This window comes from Mycoplana sp. MJR14 (genome assembly GCF_029210525.1).
Classification (GTDB): domain Bacteria; phylum Pseudomonadota; class Alphaproteobacteria; order Rhizobiales; family Rhizobiaceae; genus Mycoplana.
Genome location: NZ_JARGEO010000007.1, coordinates 105,900 through 122,691, shown reverse-complemented (window position 1 = coordinate 122,691; position 16,792 = coordinate 105,900). Strand labels below are relative to the sequence as shown.

The 16,792-nt window shown below is 65.5% G+C and carries 17 protein-coding genes; 11 read left to right on the top strand and 6 right to left on the bottom strand.

Annotated features, from left to right (window positions below; all coding sequences use genetic code 11):
• Window positions 1-121: 121 nt before the first annotated feature.
• From P0086_RS17285 to P0086_RS17265, 5 genes are all read right to left on the bottom strand, one after another.
• On the bottom strand, window positions 122-1,090 hold the full coding sequence (locus P0086_RS17285; protein WP_275787767.1) for an adenosine deaminase: 969 nt from the start codon (window positions 1,088-1,090) through the stop codon (window positions 122-124).
• The gene (locus tag P0086_RS17280; protein WP_275787765.1) at window positions 1,087-2,316 is read right to left on the bottom strand and encodes a phosphopentomutase; all 1,230 of its coding nucleotides are present in this window, start codon (window positions 2,314-2,316) and stop codon (window positions 1,087-1,089) included. Before P0086_RS17280 ends, P0086_RS17285 begins: the two co-directional genes overlap by 4 nt.
• A 200-nt stretch (window positions 2,317-2,516) precedes the next feature.
• On the bottom strand, window positions 2,517-3,125 hold the full coding sequence (locus P0086_RS17275) for a TadE/TadG family type IV pilus assembly protein (protein ID WP_275787763.1): 609 nt from the start codon (window positions 3,123-3,125) through the stop codon (window positions 2,517-2,519).
• Between the two features lie 17 nt (window positions 3,126-3,142).
• Window positions 3,143-3,721 carry a TadE/TadG family type IV pilus assembly protein gene (locus tag P0086_RS17270; RefSeq protein ID WP_275787761.1) on the bottom strand — a complete coding sequence of 193 codons (579 nt, stop codon included), beginning with the start codon at window positions 3,719-3,721 and terminating at the stop codon, window positions 3,143-3,145.
• Window positions 3,722-3,914: 193 nt separating this feature from the next.
• The gene (locus tag P0086_RS17265; protein ID WP_275787995.1) at window positions 3,915-4,307 is read right to left on the bottom strand and encodes a pilus assembly protein N-terminal domain-containing protein; all 393 of its coding nucleotides are present in this window, start codon (window positions 4,305-4,307) and stop codon (window positions 3,915-3,917) included.
• Window positions 4,308-4,722: 415 nt separating this feature from the next.
• Between P0086_RS17265 and P0086_RS17260 the strand changes: the two genes are divergently transcribed.
• From P0086_RS17260 to P0086_RS17220, 9 genes are all read left to right on the top strand, one after another.
• Window positions 4,723-4,932 carry a Flp family type IVb pilin gene (locus P0086_RS17260; RefSeq protein ID WP_275787758.1) on the top strand — a complete coding sequence of 70 codons (210 nt, stop codon included), beginning with the start codon at window positions 4,723-4,725 and terminating at the stop codon, window positions 4,930-4,932.
• Window positions 4,933-5,069: 137 nt separating this feature from the next.
• Window positions 5,070-5,582 carry a prepilin peptidase gene (locus tag P0086_RS17255; protein ID WP_275787755.1) on the top strand — a complete coding sequence of 171 codons (513 nt, stop codon included), beginning with the start codon at window positions 5,070-5,072 and terminating at the stop codon, window positions 5,580-5,582.
• Window positions 5,583-5,814: 232 nt separating this feature from the next.
• Window positions 5,815-6,621 (top strand): Flp pilus assembly protein CpaB, encoded by an 807-nt coding sequence (gene cpaB / locus P0086_RS17250; RefSeq protein WP_275787752.1) that lies wholly within the window; start codon window positions 5,815-5,817, stop codon window positions 6,619-6,621.
• 14 nt (window positions 6,622-6,635) lie between these two features.
• A complete protein-coding gene (locus P0086_RS17245) occupies window positions 6,636-8,174 on the top strand; it encodes a type II and III secretion system protein family protein (RefSeq protein ID WP_275787749.1) in 1,539 nt (512 codons plus the stop codon).
• Window positions 8,175-8,235: 61 nt separating this feature from the next.
• A complete protein-coding gene (locus P0086_RS17240; protein WP_162714720.1) occupies window positions 8,236-8,886 on the top strand; it encodes a CpaD family pilus assembly protein in 651 nt (216 codons plus the stop codon).
• 43 nt (window positions 8,887-8,929) lie between these two features.
• Entirely contained in the window at window positions 8,930-10,219 is a 1,290-nt protein-coding gene (locus P0086_RS17235) for a CpaE family protein (protein ID WP_112612682.1), read from the top strand.
• A 38-nt stretch (window positions 10,220-10,257) separates the two neighbouring features.
• Complete coding sequence (locus tag P0086_RS17230) at window positions 10,258-11,736, top strand: CpaF family protein (RefSeq protein WP_112608803.1); 1,479 nt, start codon at window positions 10,258-10,260, stop codon at window positions 11,734-11,736.
• 13 nt (window positions 11,737-11,749) lie between these two features.
• Window positions 11,750-12,760: a type II secretion system F family protein gene (locus P0086_RS17225; RefSeq protein ID WP_112594526.1), complete on the top strand. Its 1,011-nt coding sequence runs from the start codon at window positions 11,750-11,752 to the stop codon at window positions 12,758-12,760.
• 16 nt (window positions 12,761-12,776) lie between these two features.
• Window positions 12,777-13,760 (top strand): type II secretion system F family protein, encoded by a 984-nt coding sequence (locus P0086_RS17220; protein ID WP_112594528.1) that lies wholly within the window; start codon window positions 12,777-12,779, stop codon window positions 13,758-13,760.
• A 215-nt stretch (window positions 13,761-13,975) separates the two neighbouring features.
• Here the strand turns inward: P0086_RS17220 and P0086_RS17215 are convergent, their stop codons facing one another.
• Window positions 13,976-14,794, bottom strand: coding sequence for a tetratricopeptide repeat protein (locus P0086_RS17215; protein WP_275787744.1), 819 nt, complete (start codon window positions 14,792-14,794; stop codon window positions 13,976-13,978).
• 133 nt (window positions 14,795-14,927) lie between these two features.
• On the opposite strand from P0086_RS17215, the gene P0086_RS17210 reads away from it, so the two are divergent.
• Both P0086_RS17210 and P0086_RS17205 read left to right on the top strand, forming a co-directional pair.
• Window positions 14,928-16,319: a M17 family metallopeptidase gene (locus tag P0086_RS17210; RefSeq protein WP_112594532.1), complete on the top strand. Its 1,392-nt coding sequence runs from the start codon at window positions 14,928-14,930 to the stop codon at window positions 16,317-16,319.
• A 118-nt stretch (window positions 16,320-16,437) separates the two neighbouring features.
• A complete protein-coding gene (locus P0086_RS17205; protein ID WP_112612686.1) occupies window positions 16,438-16,788 on the top strand; it encodes a MarR family winged helix-turn-helix transcriptional regulator in 351 nt (116 codons plus the stop codon).
• The last annotated feature ends 4 nt before the right edge of the window (window positions 16,789-16,792 follow it).

Sequence of the window (16,792 nt, the reverse complement as noted above, 5' to 3'; positions counted from 1 at the left end):
ACCTTCCCTCGATTTCGTTGATCTTCTCTTCTTTCACAATCGCGCCCCGTCCCGCAAGAGACTGGATGGGACACCTGCCGTTCATCCCCGGTTGCCGGGCGAGGGACGGCCGAAAGCCACGTCAGAGCTGCGACAGCAGCCGGCTGCGGGTCTCCTTGTCCACAAAGGCGGCCTCGATCGCCGTTCTCGTCATCCCGTCCAGTTCGCTCTCGGAATATCCCATCGCCTGCGAAGCGACCTCGTATTCGCGTTGAAGCGAGGTGTGGAAGAAGGGCGGATCGTCGGAATTGAGCGTCACCTTCACCCCAGCGGCCTGGAGGCGGCGCAAGGGATGAGCCTGGAAGCTCTCGAACACGCCGAGCGCCACGTTCGACCCAGGGCACACTTCCAGCACAACGCCCGCCTCGGCCAGCCGCTCGACGAGGCCCGGATCCTCGATCGCCCGCACGCCATGACCAATGCGGGCAGGACGAACGAAATCGAGCGCATCGCGCACGCTTTCCGCCCCGCAGACCTCGCCGGCATGGATGGTGATCCCGAGGCCCGCCTCGCGGGCGATGTCGAAGGCGCGGACGCAGTCAGACACGGCGCCGATGCGCTCGTCGCCCGCCATGTTGAAGCCGGTCACCAGCGGATGCCCGATTGCGGCGGCAAAGCGGGCCGCCCATTCGACCCGCTCGGGTCCGCGGTGACGGAGACCGACGACGATCATCCGGCACTCGATGCCGGTCTTTGCACGGGCCGCCTCGATCCCGCGCGCGATGCCGGCGATGTAGGCGCCGGCGCCGAGGCCGACAGTCTCGGCGTGGTCGGGCGAGACGAACAGTTCGCTGTAGATGGCGCCCGCAGCGGCCAGTTCGTCCAGATAGGTCTCGGTCAGGAGCGCATAGTCGTCCTCGGTGCGAAAGAGACCGGCGACAGCATCATAGGCGGCCAGGAAGCTCGTGAAGTCCCGCCAGACATAGGCGCCGTCCCGGAGGAAGACATCGGTTTCGACGCCGTATCTGCGCGCCTGCGACAACGCCAGCGCCGGCGGAACCGCGCCCTCGAGGTGGCAGTGAATCTCGGCCTTCTTCATCTGCCGCATCACAGGAAGCTTCTCCCGTAGGGTCCCGGCGGCAGGCCGAGGTGCCTTGCGATCGTCTCGCCGATGTCGGCGAAGGTCGTCCGGGTGTCCAGCAATCGCGAGCGGATGCCGGGGCCGAAACTCATGATCGGCACGCGCTCGCGCGTGTGGTCGGTGCCGCGCCAGGTCGGGTCGCAGCCGTGGTCGGCCGTGAGCAGAACGAGATCGCCCGGATGCAGCTTGCGGTCCACCTCCGGCAGGCGCCGGTCGAACGCCTCGAGGGCTGCGGCATAGCCGGCCACGTCGCGGCGATGGCCGTAGAGCATGTCGAAATCGACGAAATTGGTGAAGACCAGGTCGCCATCCTGGGCCTCGTCCATCGCCTGCAGGGTGGCGTCGAACAGCGCCATGTTGCCGTTCGCCTTCAACAGCCGGCCGATGCCCTGATGGGCGAAGATGTCGGCGATCTTGCCCACCGCATGCACCGTGCGCCCGGCCTCGGTCAGCCGGTCCAGCAGCGTCGGCTCGGGCGGCAGGACGGAGTAGTCGCGGCGGTTGCCGGTGCGCTCGAAGCTCCCCGGCGTCTCGCCGACGAAGGGCCGCGCGATCACCCGGCCGATCTTGCCGCCCGGCCGGTCGTCGAGAATGGCCCGGACGGCCTGGCAGAAAGACAGGAGCCGATCCAGGCCGAAATGCGCCTCATGTGCTGCGACCTGGAAGACGGAATCCGACGAGGTGTAGCAGATCGGCTTGCCGGTCGCGATGTGCTCCTCTCCGCACCGTGCGATGATGTCCGTTCCAGAGGCGTGGCAGTTGCCGAGAATGCCCGGGACCTGGCCGATCTCGCAGATGGCCGCGACCAGTTCCGGCGGGAAGGCGTCACCTTCGGAGGGGAAGTAGCCCCAGTCGAACATCACCGGCGTGCCGGCGATCTCCCAGTGGCCCGACGGCGTGTCCTTGCCGCGGGAGACCTCGCTTGCGGCGCCATGCTGGCCGAAAACGCGGGAAGGCACCTCCATGCCGGCGGGAAAGCGGCCGGTGGCGGCGTGGGCGGCGTGCAGCAGCCCGAGGGCGGACATGTTGGGAAGCCTGAGCGGCCCCTGCCGCAGGCCCTCCCGATCTCCGGCACCGGCCGCACAGAACTCGGCGATGTGCCCGAGGGTATTGGCGCCGTCGTCGCCGAAGTCCGCCGCATCCGGGCCGCCGCCGATGCCGAAGGAATCAAGTACGAAAAGAAACGCTCTGGCCATGCTTCACCTGTCGATCCTACGCAGCGCGCACGGGGCCGCGGAATGGGAGACGATCGACCTGCGGCCGAAAGCGCGATGGCGTCATCCTGCGCCGACGGCGATCCTCCCATCGCCGGAATGACATGGAACTCGATGACGGCTCAAGAGAAATCGCCGGCTCAGGCCGGCTGGGCGACAGCGAGCGACGCCGAATGCAAGTATCAGCTGCAAACGCTGCAGGGAAGCTCGTTGCCCTTGCGCAGACGGCTGTAGCTGGTGCGCCTGAGCGTGGGATCCAGGATCTCCGTCGTCGGAGATCCGTGCAGAAACGGGAGGAACCGCTCGACGAGCTCGATCTTGTAGTCCATCTTCACCGTGGTCATGACGAGGAAGCTCTTCACCGTCTTCATGTCGTCCGGCAGCGGTATCGGCGTTCCCTTGGTCATGCCCGTCACCGTCTGATCGTTCTCGTCGCGCGACCAGGCAACCGTGGCGTTCTGGGCATCGTCGACTTGAATGCCGACGATCTCGTAGCCGAGGTTTGTGGCGTCGACCGCGTAGGGTGCGAGCATGCTGTTGGCCGCCATCCTCGCGTCGGCAAATTCCGTATTGCCGAGGCTACTGAACTGAGCCAGCAGATCGGAGATCGTCGAGGATGCGCGGCCGACCTTGTTGTAGACCGACATCGCCACCGAGATCTCGTAGGCGCCGATATATCCGACCAGAAGCAACGGCACGAGGATGGCGAACTCCACCGCTCCGGCGCCGTCGCGCCTGCGTGCCAGACGCCGCAGCGCGGTCGGCATCCGGGAGGCGATGATCCTGCGCATGCGACCTGCACCCGCCCTCATTTGTAATCCTCGTTCCGGAATACGGCCGTGGCGACCAGATTCTGCCCGTCTATCGTCTCACCCGACGGACCGTACAGCAGCGAGACCATCCGCAGGTAGTCGACGATGATCGGCCAGCGGTAGCAGGCGCGTACGATGTTGGTCGACTGCTTGCCGCCGGGCGCGAAGGTGTCGGCGTCCGGGCATTCCATGACGTCGGCGGCTCCCCCGAAATTCGCAAGGCTGCGGACATCGATGTGGAGACGCGACGGCTCGTCGGTGCTCTCGTCGCAGCTCAACAGGACGACAAGCTCCTCGCAAAAGAGTGTGCGGAACTCCGTCTTATCCACGTCCGTCGGACGGTCCATCTCGAATGTGATCTCGCCCATGCGGATCCTGCGCGCCATCGAATCGTTGGCGTTGAGCAGAACCTGCTCCGCGGCATAGGCGACGAAGGTCTCGATGATCGCGAAGATAATGCCGAAGAACACCGGAGCCAGAATGGCAAACTCCAGTGAGGAGGCGCCTTCGCGCGTGCAGAAGAAGCGCCGCAGCCGGCCGGAGGGCCTGTCATGTCGCCTGGTCGTTCCCGTCATGGATCCGATTCACCTTCCGCTCGCGCTCCGGCCCTTTCGGGGCGCAGGGCACCTTCCCCAAGCGTCGTTCCAAAAGGTCCTTCATCGACCATTCGACCGCGCATGGGCGCGAGACTAAACGATCGACCGTTTATTTTCCGTTTGCGGGAAGGCTGGCATTCTACCGGCTTCCCGGTTTCGAACGCCACAGGCGTCAGGGAGAGGAACTGGTCGCCCGCTTGGCGTGCTGTTCGCAGATCGGCGTGCAGGAGAGCACCGAGCGTTCGGTCTGGCGGAACACGCGGACGGTGTTGCCCTCGTCGATGGAGACGAGGATGCGCTCGTCGACGATGGCATTGCCGTCGGCATCGAGGAGCACGAGATTGGTGGTGCCGAAATTCCGGCCGGTCAACACGATCGTCGTCGAGTCGGCGACGGTCGCGTCGGCCACCTCCGCATTGCCGACGATGACCTTGCTGACGGGGCGGTCCAGCTTCAGCACGCGCGCGTGATCCATGTAGACGCGCATCATTTCGCCGTCTTCCGCCCGGGCGCCGCCCGCGACCATGCAGGACTGCGCGAGCAGAAGCCCGATACCCAGACGCATGGCCCTGGAGGTGGCAAAAGTCCCGACGGTTCTCATCTAGCAGAATCCTGACGCTGCGGCTTGTGCTGAGCATGGCCGCGAATGGTGAACGATCCCTTAAGCCGGCCGGCTTTTTCGTGAGTCCTTCACTGACCCGCCGGGCGACACCGAGCGTACCGAAGAATCGCATCTCAAAGCCCGCGCGCCGATCCCGGCTTTAAAATCGCCCGCTCGCCCGCGGCTCCGGAACATCCACCGTGCGGGCGCGCTCCGTTGCACTATTGTTTACCACAATATCGGTCAGTCCGCGTTAACGGAACGGTAACCGCCTTCCTTAAGCAGGTGGCAATGCGGCGCGTGTAGGTTGCAGTCATCCGAACAACGGAAAACAGTTGTCGGACGTGCTGAACCAACATCGTGGATAGGAGAAACTCCCATGACCAAGATCTTCGCTCGCTTCCTGAAAGACGAATCCGGCGCGACCGCCATCGAATACGGCCTGATCGCCGCCCTGATCTCCGTCGCCATCATCACCGCAGCAACCACGCTCGGCGACAATCTGTCGACGACCTTTGACACCATCGCTGGTCGGGTTGACGCCGCAAACCAGGAAGCCGCCGGCGGCGCTGGTGGCGGCGGCGAATAAGCGCCAAAGCCGACATCGGAACATAAATGATCGACCGCCTTCCTCCACTGGAAGGCGGTCTTGCTTTTTTAGGAAGTCTTCATCGATAGCAGGCATGTTCCCTGTCGATGGGATAAGCCCGAGGGGAGGAGAAACCTATGACGGAAGCAGCCATCTTTGTCGTCTTTCCGCTGTGCCTTGCGATCGCGGCCTTCTCCGATTTCTTCACGATGACCATCCCGAACCGGGTTTCGGCCATCCTCCTGGCCACGTTCATCATCGTGGCGCCGCTCGCCGGGCTATCCGTCGCCGAGATAGGTACTCACCTGCTCGCCGGCCTTATCGTCTTTGGCATCTGCTTTGGGCTGTTCGCATTGAACGTCATGGGCGGCGGCGATGCCAAGCTGCTGACAGCAAGCGCCGTCTGGTTCGGCATGACGCCCTCGCTCCTGTCCTTTGTCATCCATGTCTCCATGTACGGTGGAGCCCTGACGCTACTTCTGCTCGCGCTGCGGGCCCGGACCGATATGATCCTGGCATCCGGCCTACCGGTCCCGAACCACCTGCTGACCGCGAAAAAGGTGCCCTACGGGATCGCGATCGGAATTGCCGCCTTCGTCACTTATCCGGCTTCGCCGCTGATGCAGGCCGCGCTCGCCCGCCTCCACTGACACCGTCGAAGACTTGAAGCGCAAGGTCACCGGTGACCTTGCCCGCCGCCCCGTTGCCGCCTGCAGCGCGCATACGCCTTTCAGCCGTCGATTGCATTAGCAGAACGCGATAGCCCCGTGGTGAGCGGCATTTAAGCGCCTGTTAACCACGCTCATAAGCAAGTCATTAACCATAATTATACCAATTGGTGGTCAATGTGACGATGCAATCTCGCACGTCCAGGGGCCAACCATGAAACCGGCGCGAATCATCATTCTGGCAGTCGCCGTCCTTTCGGCGGGCGTTGCGGGCTATCTCGCCCTGCAGCTCGCCCGCGGCAACCGCATCTCGGTCGCCAAGCCCGTCGTCGAACGGGAGCCGACCATCAACGTGCTCGTGGCAACGCAGAGCCTGCCGATCGGCGCGCGCCTCAACGGCGACTCGTTCGGCTGGAGCGCCTGGCCTGAGAAGAACGTCGTCGAAGGCTTCATCACCGAGGAGAACCGACCGGACGCGGTGGAGAAGCTCGCGGGCGCCGTCGTGCGCATGCCGATCTTCAACGGCGAACCGATCCGCCAGGAGAAGATCGCCGACTCGAACAGCAAGATCATGTCGTCGCTGCTGCCGGCCGGAAAGCGCGCGGTATCGACGGAGATCTCGGTTGCGACCGGCGCCGGCGGCTTCATCCTGCCGAACGACCGCGTCGACGTGATCATGGTCCGCGAAGGCGACGACGACGCCAAGATCACCGAGACCATCCTCAGCAACGTGCGGGTGCTCGCGATCGACCAGCAGATCCAGGAGAGCGAGGACGGCAAGAAGACGGTCGTCGGAACGACGGCGACGCTCGAGCTGACGCCGGATCAGTCCAAGGTGATCACGGTCGCGCAGCAGATGGCCGAGCGGCTGCAGCTGGCGTTGCGCAGCGTCGCCGACGCGCAGGAAGAAGACACGAAGGCGGCCGACTACCTGCTGAGCGGAGGCGAGGGCTCCCCCATCATCCAGGTCATCAAGTCCGGTGAAATCGTCCGGTCGGGTACGGCCGCGGCCAACCAGTGAAGCAGGAGCGCACAGTGCGAGGAATCGGAAAGAAATTTCGGACTTCGGTCGCCGGCGGGATGACCTTCTGCCTTGCCTTCTCGGGCATGCCGGCAGCGGTGGTCAATGGCGGCCATGCCATCGACATGGCGCGCGCCGCCGCCTCGACCAGCCTGGTCCGGATCACCGACGCAGGCCCGGGGGCACGCAAGTCGCTGAAACTCGGGCTCAACAAGGCGATCGTCGTGGACCTGCCGACCGACGCGCACGACATCCTGGTCGCCGACCCGATGAAGGCGGACGCGGTCACCCGTACCTCGCGACGCATCTACATCTTCGGCAAGGAGATCGGCCAGACCAACGTCTTCATCTTCGGGCCGAACGGCGAGGAGATCGTCAGCCTCGATCTCGCCGTCGAGCGCGACATCACCGGCCTCGAAGAGCATCTGCGCCGGTTCATTCCGGATTCCGACATCTCGGTCGAGATCATCTCCGACAACATCGTGCTGACCGGCACGGTGCGCACGCCGCAGGACGCGCTGCAGGCCGCCCGTCTCGCCGACATCTTCCTCACCGGCGGTGAGGCGACCACCCGTACCGTGACGGCCCAGGGCAACAACGGCGATGCGGCGATCTTCGGCGAAGAACGGCAGAAGTCGCAGGTCGTCAACATGCTGAAGATCGACGGCGAGGACCAGGTCACGCTGAAGATCACCGTCGCCGAGGTCAGCCGGCAGGTGCTGAAACAGCTGGGCTTCAACGGCTCGGTCAGCGGCAGTGACGGCGGCATCGCCTTCCGCAATCCCTCCAACCTTGGCGGTGCGATCGACTGGATCGCCAACGGCAGTCTGTCCGGCAGCATCGGCGGCACCAATATCGCCACCTACGTCAACGCCATGGAACAGGCCGGCGTGATGCGGACCCTTGCCGAGCCGAGCCTGACGGCGATCTCCGGCGAAAACGCCAGCTTCTATGTCGGCGGCGAATTCTGGCGCCCCGTCGAGCAGGAGGTCGACGAGGAGGGCAAGATCTCGCGCACGAACGAGGAAGTGGAATACGGGATCCGTCTCAACTTCAAGCCCGTCGTGCTGTCTGCCGGCCGCATCAGCCTGCGGGTCGACACGGAGGTCTCCGAGCCGACGTTCGAAGGTACCGTCAACACCGGCAGCAACCTCACCATTCCCGCCGTCACCGCGATGTCGATCCGCAGGCGCGAGGCGTCAACGAGCGTGGAGCTTCCCTCGGGCGGCTCGATCGTGATCGCCGGCCTGGTGAGAGAAGAAATCCGCCAGGCGATGACCGGTTTCCCCGGACTGTCCAAGATCCCCGTGCTCGGCACGCTGTTCCGCTCGAAGGACTTCCTGCGCAACGAGACGGAAATGGTCATCATCGCGACGCCCTATCTCGTGCGCCCGGTGGCCCGCAACGAGCTGAACCGGCCGGACGACAACTTCAACCCGACGAACGATGCGGCAAGCTTCTTCCTCGGCCGGGTCAACCAGATCTACGGCCGCAAAGAGGCCGGCGTGCCCGCCGGGACCTACAACGGCGCCGTCGGCTTCATCTACAAGTGACCGGGGAACGGACATGACCGCACACACACGCTTCCAGCCCCCTTCCGAAAGGCTCCGCCCGATGGTGTTCCATCGCATTCTTCCGCTGACGCTCGTCCTCTCCGCGGCGATGCTCGCCGGCTGCGCCTCCAAGGATGCGGTCACGACGTCATCGATCCCGGACGACTACCGTACACGCCACCCGATCGTGCTGACCGAGGCCGAGCATACGCTGGACGTTCCCGTCGCCTCCGGCGACCGTTCGCTGACCCTTCCGATGCGCGACAACATCCGCGGCTTCGCGCAGGACTACAAGTCGAAGTCCAAGGGCACGGTGCAGATCATGCTGCCGCAGGGTTCGGCGAATGCGGGTGCCGCCGCCGCGCTGCGCAAGCAGGTCCGCGCGACGCTCGTCAACGAGGGCGTGCCGAACAAGCTCATCATCGAGACGGCCTACGGCGCGGCCGGACAGGGCGACGCCGCCCCGATCCGCCTCGCCTTCGTCTCGACGACGGCCAAGACGAACACCTGCGGCCAGTGGCCGGAGGATCTGACGCTGAACACGATGGAAAACAGGCAGTACTACAATTTCGGATGCGCGACGCAGGCCAACCTCGCAGCGCAGATCGCCAACCCGATGGATCTGGTCGGGCCGCGCGGCATGACGCCGATCGATGCGGAGCGGCGGGCGACGGCGATCCAGGACTATCGCGAAAACGGAACGGACGACTGACGGAGCGGCGCACGGCTGGCCAGACAGTAACGGGGCATCAACGATGACGAGCATCCAGTACGGAATAGAGGCGAGACAACCCTCCGACGCCTACCTCGACGAAGGTACGGCCACCGGCGAGCTCGACCATGTGCGCCCGCTTCCGCGCATCTCCATCCACGCCTTCTGCGAAAGCGACGGCATGCTGCAGACGATGGAGCGCTGCGCCAGCGACCGGCGGATGTCGAAGGTCAGCCTGCGGATCAACAGCGGCACGATCCAGACCGCGGTGAACATGTTCACCACCGCCCCGACCCCGAACCTGATCATCCTCGAGAGCTCCACCGAGCCTTCGGCGATCCTGCAGGAGCTGGCGCCGCTGGCCGAGGTCTGCGACCCGAGCACCAAGGTCGTCATCGTCGGCCACTACAACGACATCTCGCTCTATCGCGAACTGATCCGCAACGGCATTTCCGAATATCTGGTCGCTCCCGTCGCCATGGCGGAGGTGCTGAACGCCGTCTCGGCGATCTTCGTCGACCCCGAGGCCGAACCGCTGGGACGCACCATCGCCTTCGTCGGCGCCAAGGGCGGCGTCGGCTCGTCCACCATCGCCCACAACTGCGCCTGGGACATCTCGAACCTGTTTTCCACCGAGGTGGTGCTCGCCGACCTCGACCTGCCCTTCGGCACCGCCAACATCAATTTCGACCAGGACCCGGCCCAGGGCATGGCCGAGGCGGTCTATACGCCGGAGCGGCTGGACGAGGTCTTCCTCGACCGACTGCTGGCGAAATGCTCCGATCACCTGTCGCTGCTGGCCGCGCCGTCCACGCTCGACCGGGCCTACGAACTGGAGCGCGGCTCGTTCCAACCGATGATGGAGGTGCTGCAGAGGAGCGCACCGGTGAACGTGCTCGACGTTCCGCATGCCTGGTCGGAATGGACGCGCGCGCTGCTTGCGGAGGTCGACGAGGTGGTGGTCACCGCCGTCCCGGACCTGGCGAACCTGCGCAATGCGAAGAACATCTTCGACGCCTTGAAGAAGCTCAGGCCGAACGACCGCACGCCGCATCTGATCCTCAACCAGGTCGGCATGCCGAAGCGCCCGGAGATCGCACCGAACGACTTCTGCGATCCGCTGGAGACCCAGCCGATCGCCATCATTCCCTTCGACGCGCAGCTCTTCGGCGCCGCTGCCAACAGCGGGCGGATGATCGCCGAGATGGACAGGAAATCACCGGCTGCGGAGACCTTCTCCCAGATCGCGCACGTCGTCACCGGGCGCGCCACGGTCAAGAAACCCAAGAAGGGCGGACTCGGCAAGGTGCTGGGAATGCTCGGCCGCAAATGACACCCGGCAAGGCCCGGCACAGGACTGGATGAAACGGCATGTTCGGTAGACGCGGAAACGAAGGCTTTGGAAAGAGTGGCGGCCCCGCCGGCCATCCGCCGCAGGCCGCCCCGACCCCGGCTCCGGTCGAACGCGCGGCGGCGCCGGTGGCTGCCGAGCCGGTGCGGGAAGCCGCGATCGCGTCGGCACCACCGCCCCATCAGCCCTCGCCGATCGCGCGCAAGAAGATGCCGCGCACGGAGGACTACTACGATACCAAGTCGCAGGTGTTCTCGGCGCTGATCGACACGATCGACCTGTCGCAGCTCGCCAAGCTCGATACGGAGAGCGCGCGCGAGGAAATCCGCGACATCGTCAACGACATCATCACCATCAAGAATTTCGCGATGTCGATCTCCGAGCAGGAGGAACTGCTCGACGACATCTGCAACGACGTGCTCGGCTACGGCCCGCTCGAGCCGCTGCTCGCCCGCGACGACATCGCCGACATCATGGTCAACGGCGCGGGACGGACCTATATCGAAGTGGGCGGCAAGGTGCAGGAATCGGAGATCCGCTTCCGCGACAACGCGCAGCTCCTGTCGATCTGCCAGCGCATCGTCAGCCAGGTCGGCCGCCGCGTCGACGAATCGAGCCCGATCTGCGACGCGCGCCTTCCCGACGGCTCGCGCGTCAACGTCATCGCCCCGCCGCTGGCGATCGACGGCACGGCGCTCACCATCCGCAAGTTCAAGAAGGACAAGCTGACGCTCGACCAGCTCGTGAAGTTCGGCTCGATCACGCCGGAGGGCTCCACGCTTCTGCAGATCATCGGCCGGGTCCGCTGCAATCTCGTCATTTCCGGCGGTACCGGCTCGGGCAAGACGACGCTCCTGAACTGCATGACCCGCTACATCGATGCCGACGAGCGCGTGATCACCTGCGAGGACTCGGCGGAACTGCAGCTGCAGCAGCCGCATGTGGTGCGCCTCGAAACCCGCCCCCCGAACATCGAGGGCGAGGGCGAGATCACCATGCGCGACCTGATCAAGAACTGCCTGCGCATGCGTCCGGAGCGGATCATCGTCGGCGAAGTGCGCGGACCGGAGGTGTTCGACCTGCTGCAGGCGATGAACACCGGCCACGACGGCTCAATGGGCACGATCCACGCCAACTCGCCGCGCGAATGCTTAAGCCGCATGGAATCGATGATCGCGATGGGCGGCTACACGCTGCCGGCCAAGACGGTGCGCGAGATCATCGCCGGCTCGATCGACGTGATCATCCAGGCCTCGCGCCTGCGCGACGGCTCGCGCCGCATCACCCACATCACCGAGGTGGTCGGCATGGAGGGCGACGTCATCGTCACCCAGGACCTGATGCGCTTCGAGATGGAGGGCGAGGACGCCAACGGCCGCATCATCGGCCGCCATGTCGGCACTGGCATCGGCAAGCCCAACTTCTGGGACCGCGCACGTTACTTCAACGAGGAGCGACGTCTCGCCTCGACGCTCGACATGATGGAAAAAGTGGCATAGCCGCGGGGGACCGATGTTCGGACTGGATCTCACCATCGTAGCGATCATCGCGCTCGCGGCCGTGGCCGCCGGCGCGCTCGGCTACGGCCTGCTGTTCTCCCGCATCGAGACCGAGAAAAAGGCCGAAAGCCGCGTCAATAAGGTGAAATCCGCCGAGACCGACCAGAACAAGGTCAAGGCGGCGCGCGAGCGCATGCAGGAGATGTCGAAGCGGCGCAAATCCGTCCAGGATTCGCTGAAGGATCTGGAGAAAAAGCAGCAGGAGCGCAGCAAGAAGGCGGCGCCTACCCTGAAGTCGAAGCTGTCGCAGGCCGGCCTGTCGCTGAGCCCGACGCAGTTCACCCTGATCGGCATCGGCTTCGGCCTATTCATGGCGGCCGCCGCCTTCGTCGCCGGCGCGCCTGCGGTCGTCGCCGGCGGGCTTCTCTTCATCGCCGGCGTCGGTGTCCCCCGCTGGGTGCTGAACTTCATGGTCAAGCGGCGGATGAACAAGTTTCTGGAAGAGTTTCCGAACTCGCTCGACGTGATGGTGCGCTCGATCAAGTCCGGCCTGCCGCTGACGGACGCGCTGCGCCTGATCGCGGCCGAGGGCCAGGAACCGGTCCGGTCCGAGTTCCGCCGCGTCGTCGAATCCCAGCAGATGGGCCTCAGCGTTCCGGACGCCTGCGCCCGCATGTTCACCTACATTCCCCTGCAGGAGGTGAACTTCTTCTCGATCGTGATCGCGATCCAGAGCCAGGCCGGCGGCAATCTTTCCGAGGCGCTCGGCAACCTGTCGCGCGTCCTGCGCGAGCGGCGCAAGATGCGGGCGAAGGTCGATGCGCTGTCGATGGAGGCCAAGGCGTCCGCGGTCATCATCGGCGCGCTGCCGCTGATCGTGATGCTGCTCGTCTACCTGACGACGCCCGACTACATCAAGGTCATCTTCATCGATCCGCGCGGCCATCTCATCCTCGGCGCTTCCGCCGTCTGGATGACGATCGGCATCCTGATGATGCGCAAGATGATCAACTTCGACATCTGAGGAAGGATATGGCGCGATGAAGGAACTGGCGGCGACCCTCACCAATCCCGACATCCTGCTGCCGGTGTTCGTGGTCATCGCGGTGCTGGCGACCTTCTACACGCTGGCGGCGCCCTATTTCGAGCGCGGCGACCTCGACAAGCGCATGAAGTCGGTGGCGCTCGAGCGCGACCAGATCCGCGCGCGGGAGCGGGCCCGGCTGAACGCCGAGGGGCCGCAGGGACGCGGCTCGCTGCGCTCGCAGCAGAACAGCTCTGTCCGCCAGGTGGTCGAGCGGCTGAACCTGAGGGAGGCGCTGGTCGACAGCGGCACGATCAACCGGCTGCGCCAGGCCGGCTACCGGTCGCAGAACGCGCTGAACATCTTCCTCTTCGCCCGCTTCGTCCTGCCCTTCGTGTTCTTCGCCGTCGGCGCCTTCTACATCTTCTATCTCGGGCATCTGGGGGACAAGCCGCTCGCGATCCGCATCCTGGCGGCGATCGGCGCCGCCTATCTCGGCTTCTATGCTCCGAACATCTTCATCTCCAACCGTGTCTCCAAGCGGCAGCTGTCGATCAAGCGCGCCTGGCCGGACGCCCTCGACCTGCTGCTGATCTGCGTGGAATCGGGCGTGTCGATGGAGGTGGCGCTGCGCCGCGTGGCCGACGAGATCGCCGCGGCTTCATCCGAGCTTGCCGAGGAACTGGTGCTGACGACCGCGGAGCTCTCCTTCCTGCAGGACCGGCGCGTCGCCTATGAGAACCTCGGCACCCGCACGGGCCTCGACATCGTCAAGGCGGTGATGCAGGCGCTGATCCAGGCCGAGCGCTACGGCACGCCGATCGCCCAGGCACTGCGCGTGCTGGCGCAGGAAAGCCGCGACCAGCGCATGAACGAGGCGGAGAAGAAGGCGGCGGCGCTGCCGCCGAAGCTCACCGTGCCGATGATCGTGTTCTTCCTGCCGGTGCTGATCGCCGTCATTCTCGGCCCCGCCGGCATCCAGGTGGCGGATACGTTCTAAGCAGCCGCCCGAGGGTCGGGTGCGCTGCCCGCAGAGCGGCGGCGGCCGGACATGCAGCCACGCCCGCCCCCGCACGACGCCAATTCCGGACAAGCCGCGCTGGTTTCCCGCCGCAACGGTCAACGATCATTGCCAAGACAACGCGCTGGTGCGCGCGGCCGGCCGCCAATGCCCCGGTCCGCAGCGCACATCTGCAGCAACGGCCGATTGCGCGATCAGTTGGTGTTGTTGTCGTCGTTCTGGGCGAGCTGCTTCCAGGCGTTCTGCTGAGAAAGCATGCCGCGGAGATAGGCGACGTTCGCCTCCGCCTGTTCGGCGCTGAGTTCCTGCCGTGCGATCTGCTGCGCCTCGTCGAAACGCCCCTGCAGGCCGATCGCGAGCGCCAGGTTCTGCCGGACGCTGGAATCCGCGCCGGGCTGCTGCGCTGCGGAGCGCAGGTAGGTTTCGGCGGTCTTCAGGTCGCGCACGAGAAGATAGGACATGCCGAGGTTGGACAGCACCGAGGGTTCGTTCGGCTTCAGGTCGAGCGCCTCGCGATAGCGGTTGCGGGCCTCGGGCGCACGACCGAGCTGGTCGAGGATCGCGCCCTCGGCGGACTTCAGCCGCCAGTCGGGACGATCCGGCGTCTGCGCCCGCTGGATCGTGCTGAGCGCCTGCTCGAGCTGGCCGGCGGCGGCCTGCGATTTTCCGTAGGCCGCAAGCACCTCGCGATCGGTCGGGTGGAAGATCGCCACCTGCTGCATGACGGCAAGCGCCTGGTCGTTGCGGCCGGTCATGCGCAGAAGGTTTGCATAGTTGAGGCCGGCCTGGCGATCCTTGGGGTTCTTTTCGTAGGCCTTTCCGACGCTTTCGGCCGCCCTCGCCAGTTCGCCGGCATTCATCTCCGTCACCGGCTTCGACATCTTCGGGATGGAGCCGGTTGTCTCCCGGCTGGGTCCGGTCTGACATCCCGCGAGCATCGCCGCCAGGAGGGCGGTCGCCGTCGTCAGGGCAAGTTTTCGGCCAAGCGATCGTGAATGTGCGGAGCCAGGCATGTGCGTTCCCCAGAATGTCTCCTGCGGCGCCCCTTCGAAGAATCACGCCGCAATCCTCACTCCAGCAATATTCTGTTAACCCTAACGGAGTGTTAATTCGCCGATTCCCGGACCGTACCGCAAAGGCTCTGCCATGGCTCCCTACCAGTTCATCGACCGCCCGTCCCCCTTCAACAGCCGCGGCGGAAAGACGCTTCCGATCTTCGCCATCACCCCGGCGCATATCGAGACCGGCACGATCGATCCGGTGGCGCTGGACTGGGCCCGCAAGGCGGGCTTCAAGGCCGACGTGGGTTCGCTGCTGCTCGTCCCGACGGACGACGGCCATCTGGGCGGCGCGCTGTTCGGCCTCGGCAAGACGCCCTCGGAGACGCCGTTCCTGGCCGGAAAGCTGGCGCGCACGCTGCCGGCCGGCGACTGGCATGTCGAGACCGCGCCGCTGACGGCAAACCGGCTCGCGCTCGGCTACGGCCTCGGCAGCTACCGCTTCGAGCGCTATCGCGAGGCGAACAAGGACGCGCCGACGCTGATGATCCCCACCGACGCCGACGCCGCCGACATCAAGCGGCAGCTCGCCGGGGTCTTCCTCGCCCGCGACCTGATCAACACGCCGACGAACGACATGGGCCCGGATGCGCTCGAGGACGCCTTCCGGGCGCTCGCCGAGCACTACAAGGCCAAGGTCACGGTCGTCCGCGGCGACGACCTGCTGAAGGAGAACTTCCCGCTGATCCACACCGTCGGCCGGGCCTCTGCCGAGGCACCGCGCCTGCTGGAGCTGCGCTGGGGCAAGAAGGGCCACCGCAGGGTGACGCTGGTCGGCAAGGGCGTCTGCTTCGACACCGGCGGCCTCGACATCAAGCCTGCCGCTTCCATGCTCCTGATGAAGAAGGACATGGGCGGCGCGGCAAACGTCATGGGGCTCGCCCTGATGATCATGGATGCCAAGCTGAAGATCGACCTGCGGGTGCTCCTGCCGGTGGTCGAGAACTCGATTTCCGCCAATGCCTTCAGGCCCGGCGACATCTATCGCAGCCGCAAGGGCCTGACCGTGCAGATCGACAACACCGATGCCGAGGGCCGGCTGATCCTGGCCGATGCGCTTGCGCTCGCCGACGAGGAGGAGCCGGAGCTGCTGATCGACATGGCGACGCTGACCGGGGCCGCACGTGTGGCGCTCGGACCCGACCTGCCGCCGTTCTTCACCGACGACGATGACCTTGCGCGCGAGTTGAGGGACGCCAGCCTCTCGGTCGACGACCCGCTCTGGCGGATGCCGCTCTACATGGGCTACGACAAGGACATCTCCGCCCGGATCGCCGACATCACGAATGCACCCGCCGGCGGCATGGCCGGCGCGATCACGGCTGCGCTCTTCCTCAAGCGCTTCGTGACGCGGACAAAGAGCTGGGCGCATTTCGACATCTACGGCTGGGCCCCCACCGAGCGGCCGCATTCGCCGATCGGCGGCGAAGCCCAGGCGATCCGGGCGCTCTACCATCACCTGCGGTCGCTGGCGGGATAACGGCGTCGCCGGGCGCGCTTGCGCGCAAGGGGTCCGGGCGGGGCCAAATCAAGCCTATTCCCATGACGGGAACGATCCGGTACCGTAACGACGTTGCGATACCCGACCGGAGACCGACTTGCCCCTGGAACTCTCTGCCTCGCAGGCGCTCGGCCTATGGCATTCCGTATCGATGCAGCAGGTCAGGCTGGACGAACGCGATCTCAGCCTGCGGCAGCTGGCGATCCTCCTCGAGATCTACCTCGTGCCGCCGCCGCACACCGTCCGCGGCCTCGCCGCCAAGCTCGACGTGACGAAGCCGGTCATCACCCGGGCGCTGGACACGATGGGCGCGCTCGGACTGGTGACCCGCGAACGCGACGAGCGCGACCGGCGCAACGTCATCATCAAGCGCACCATCGACGGTGCGCTCTATCTTGAACGGCTCGGCGACCTGATCATCGGGCGCGGCCGTTCGCTGACCCAGTGAGACC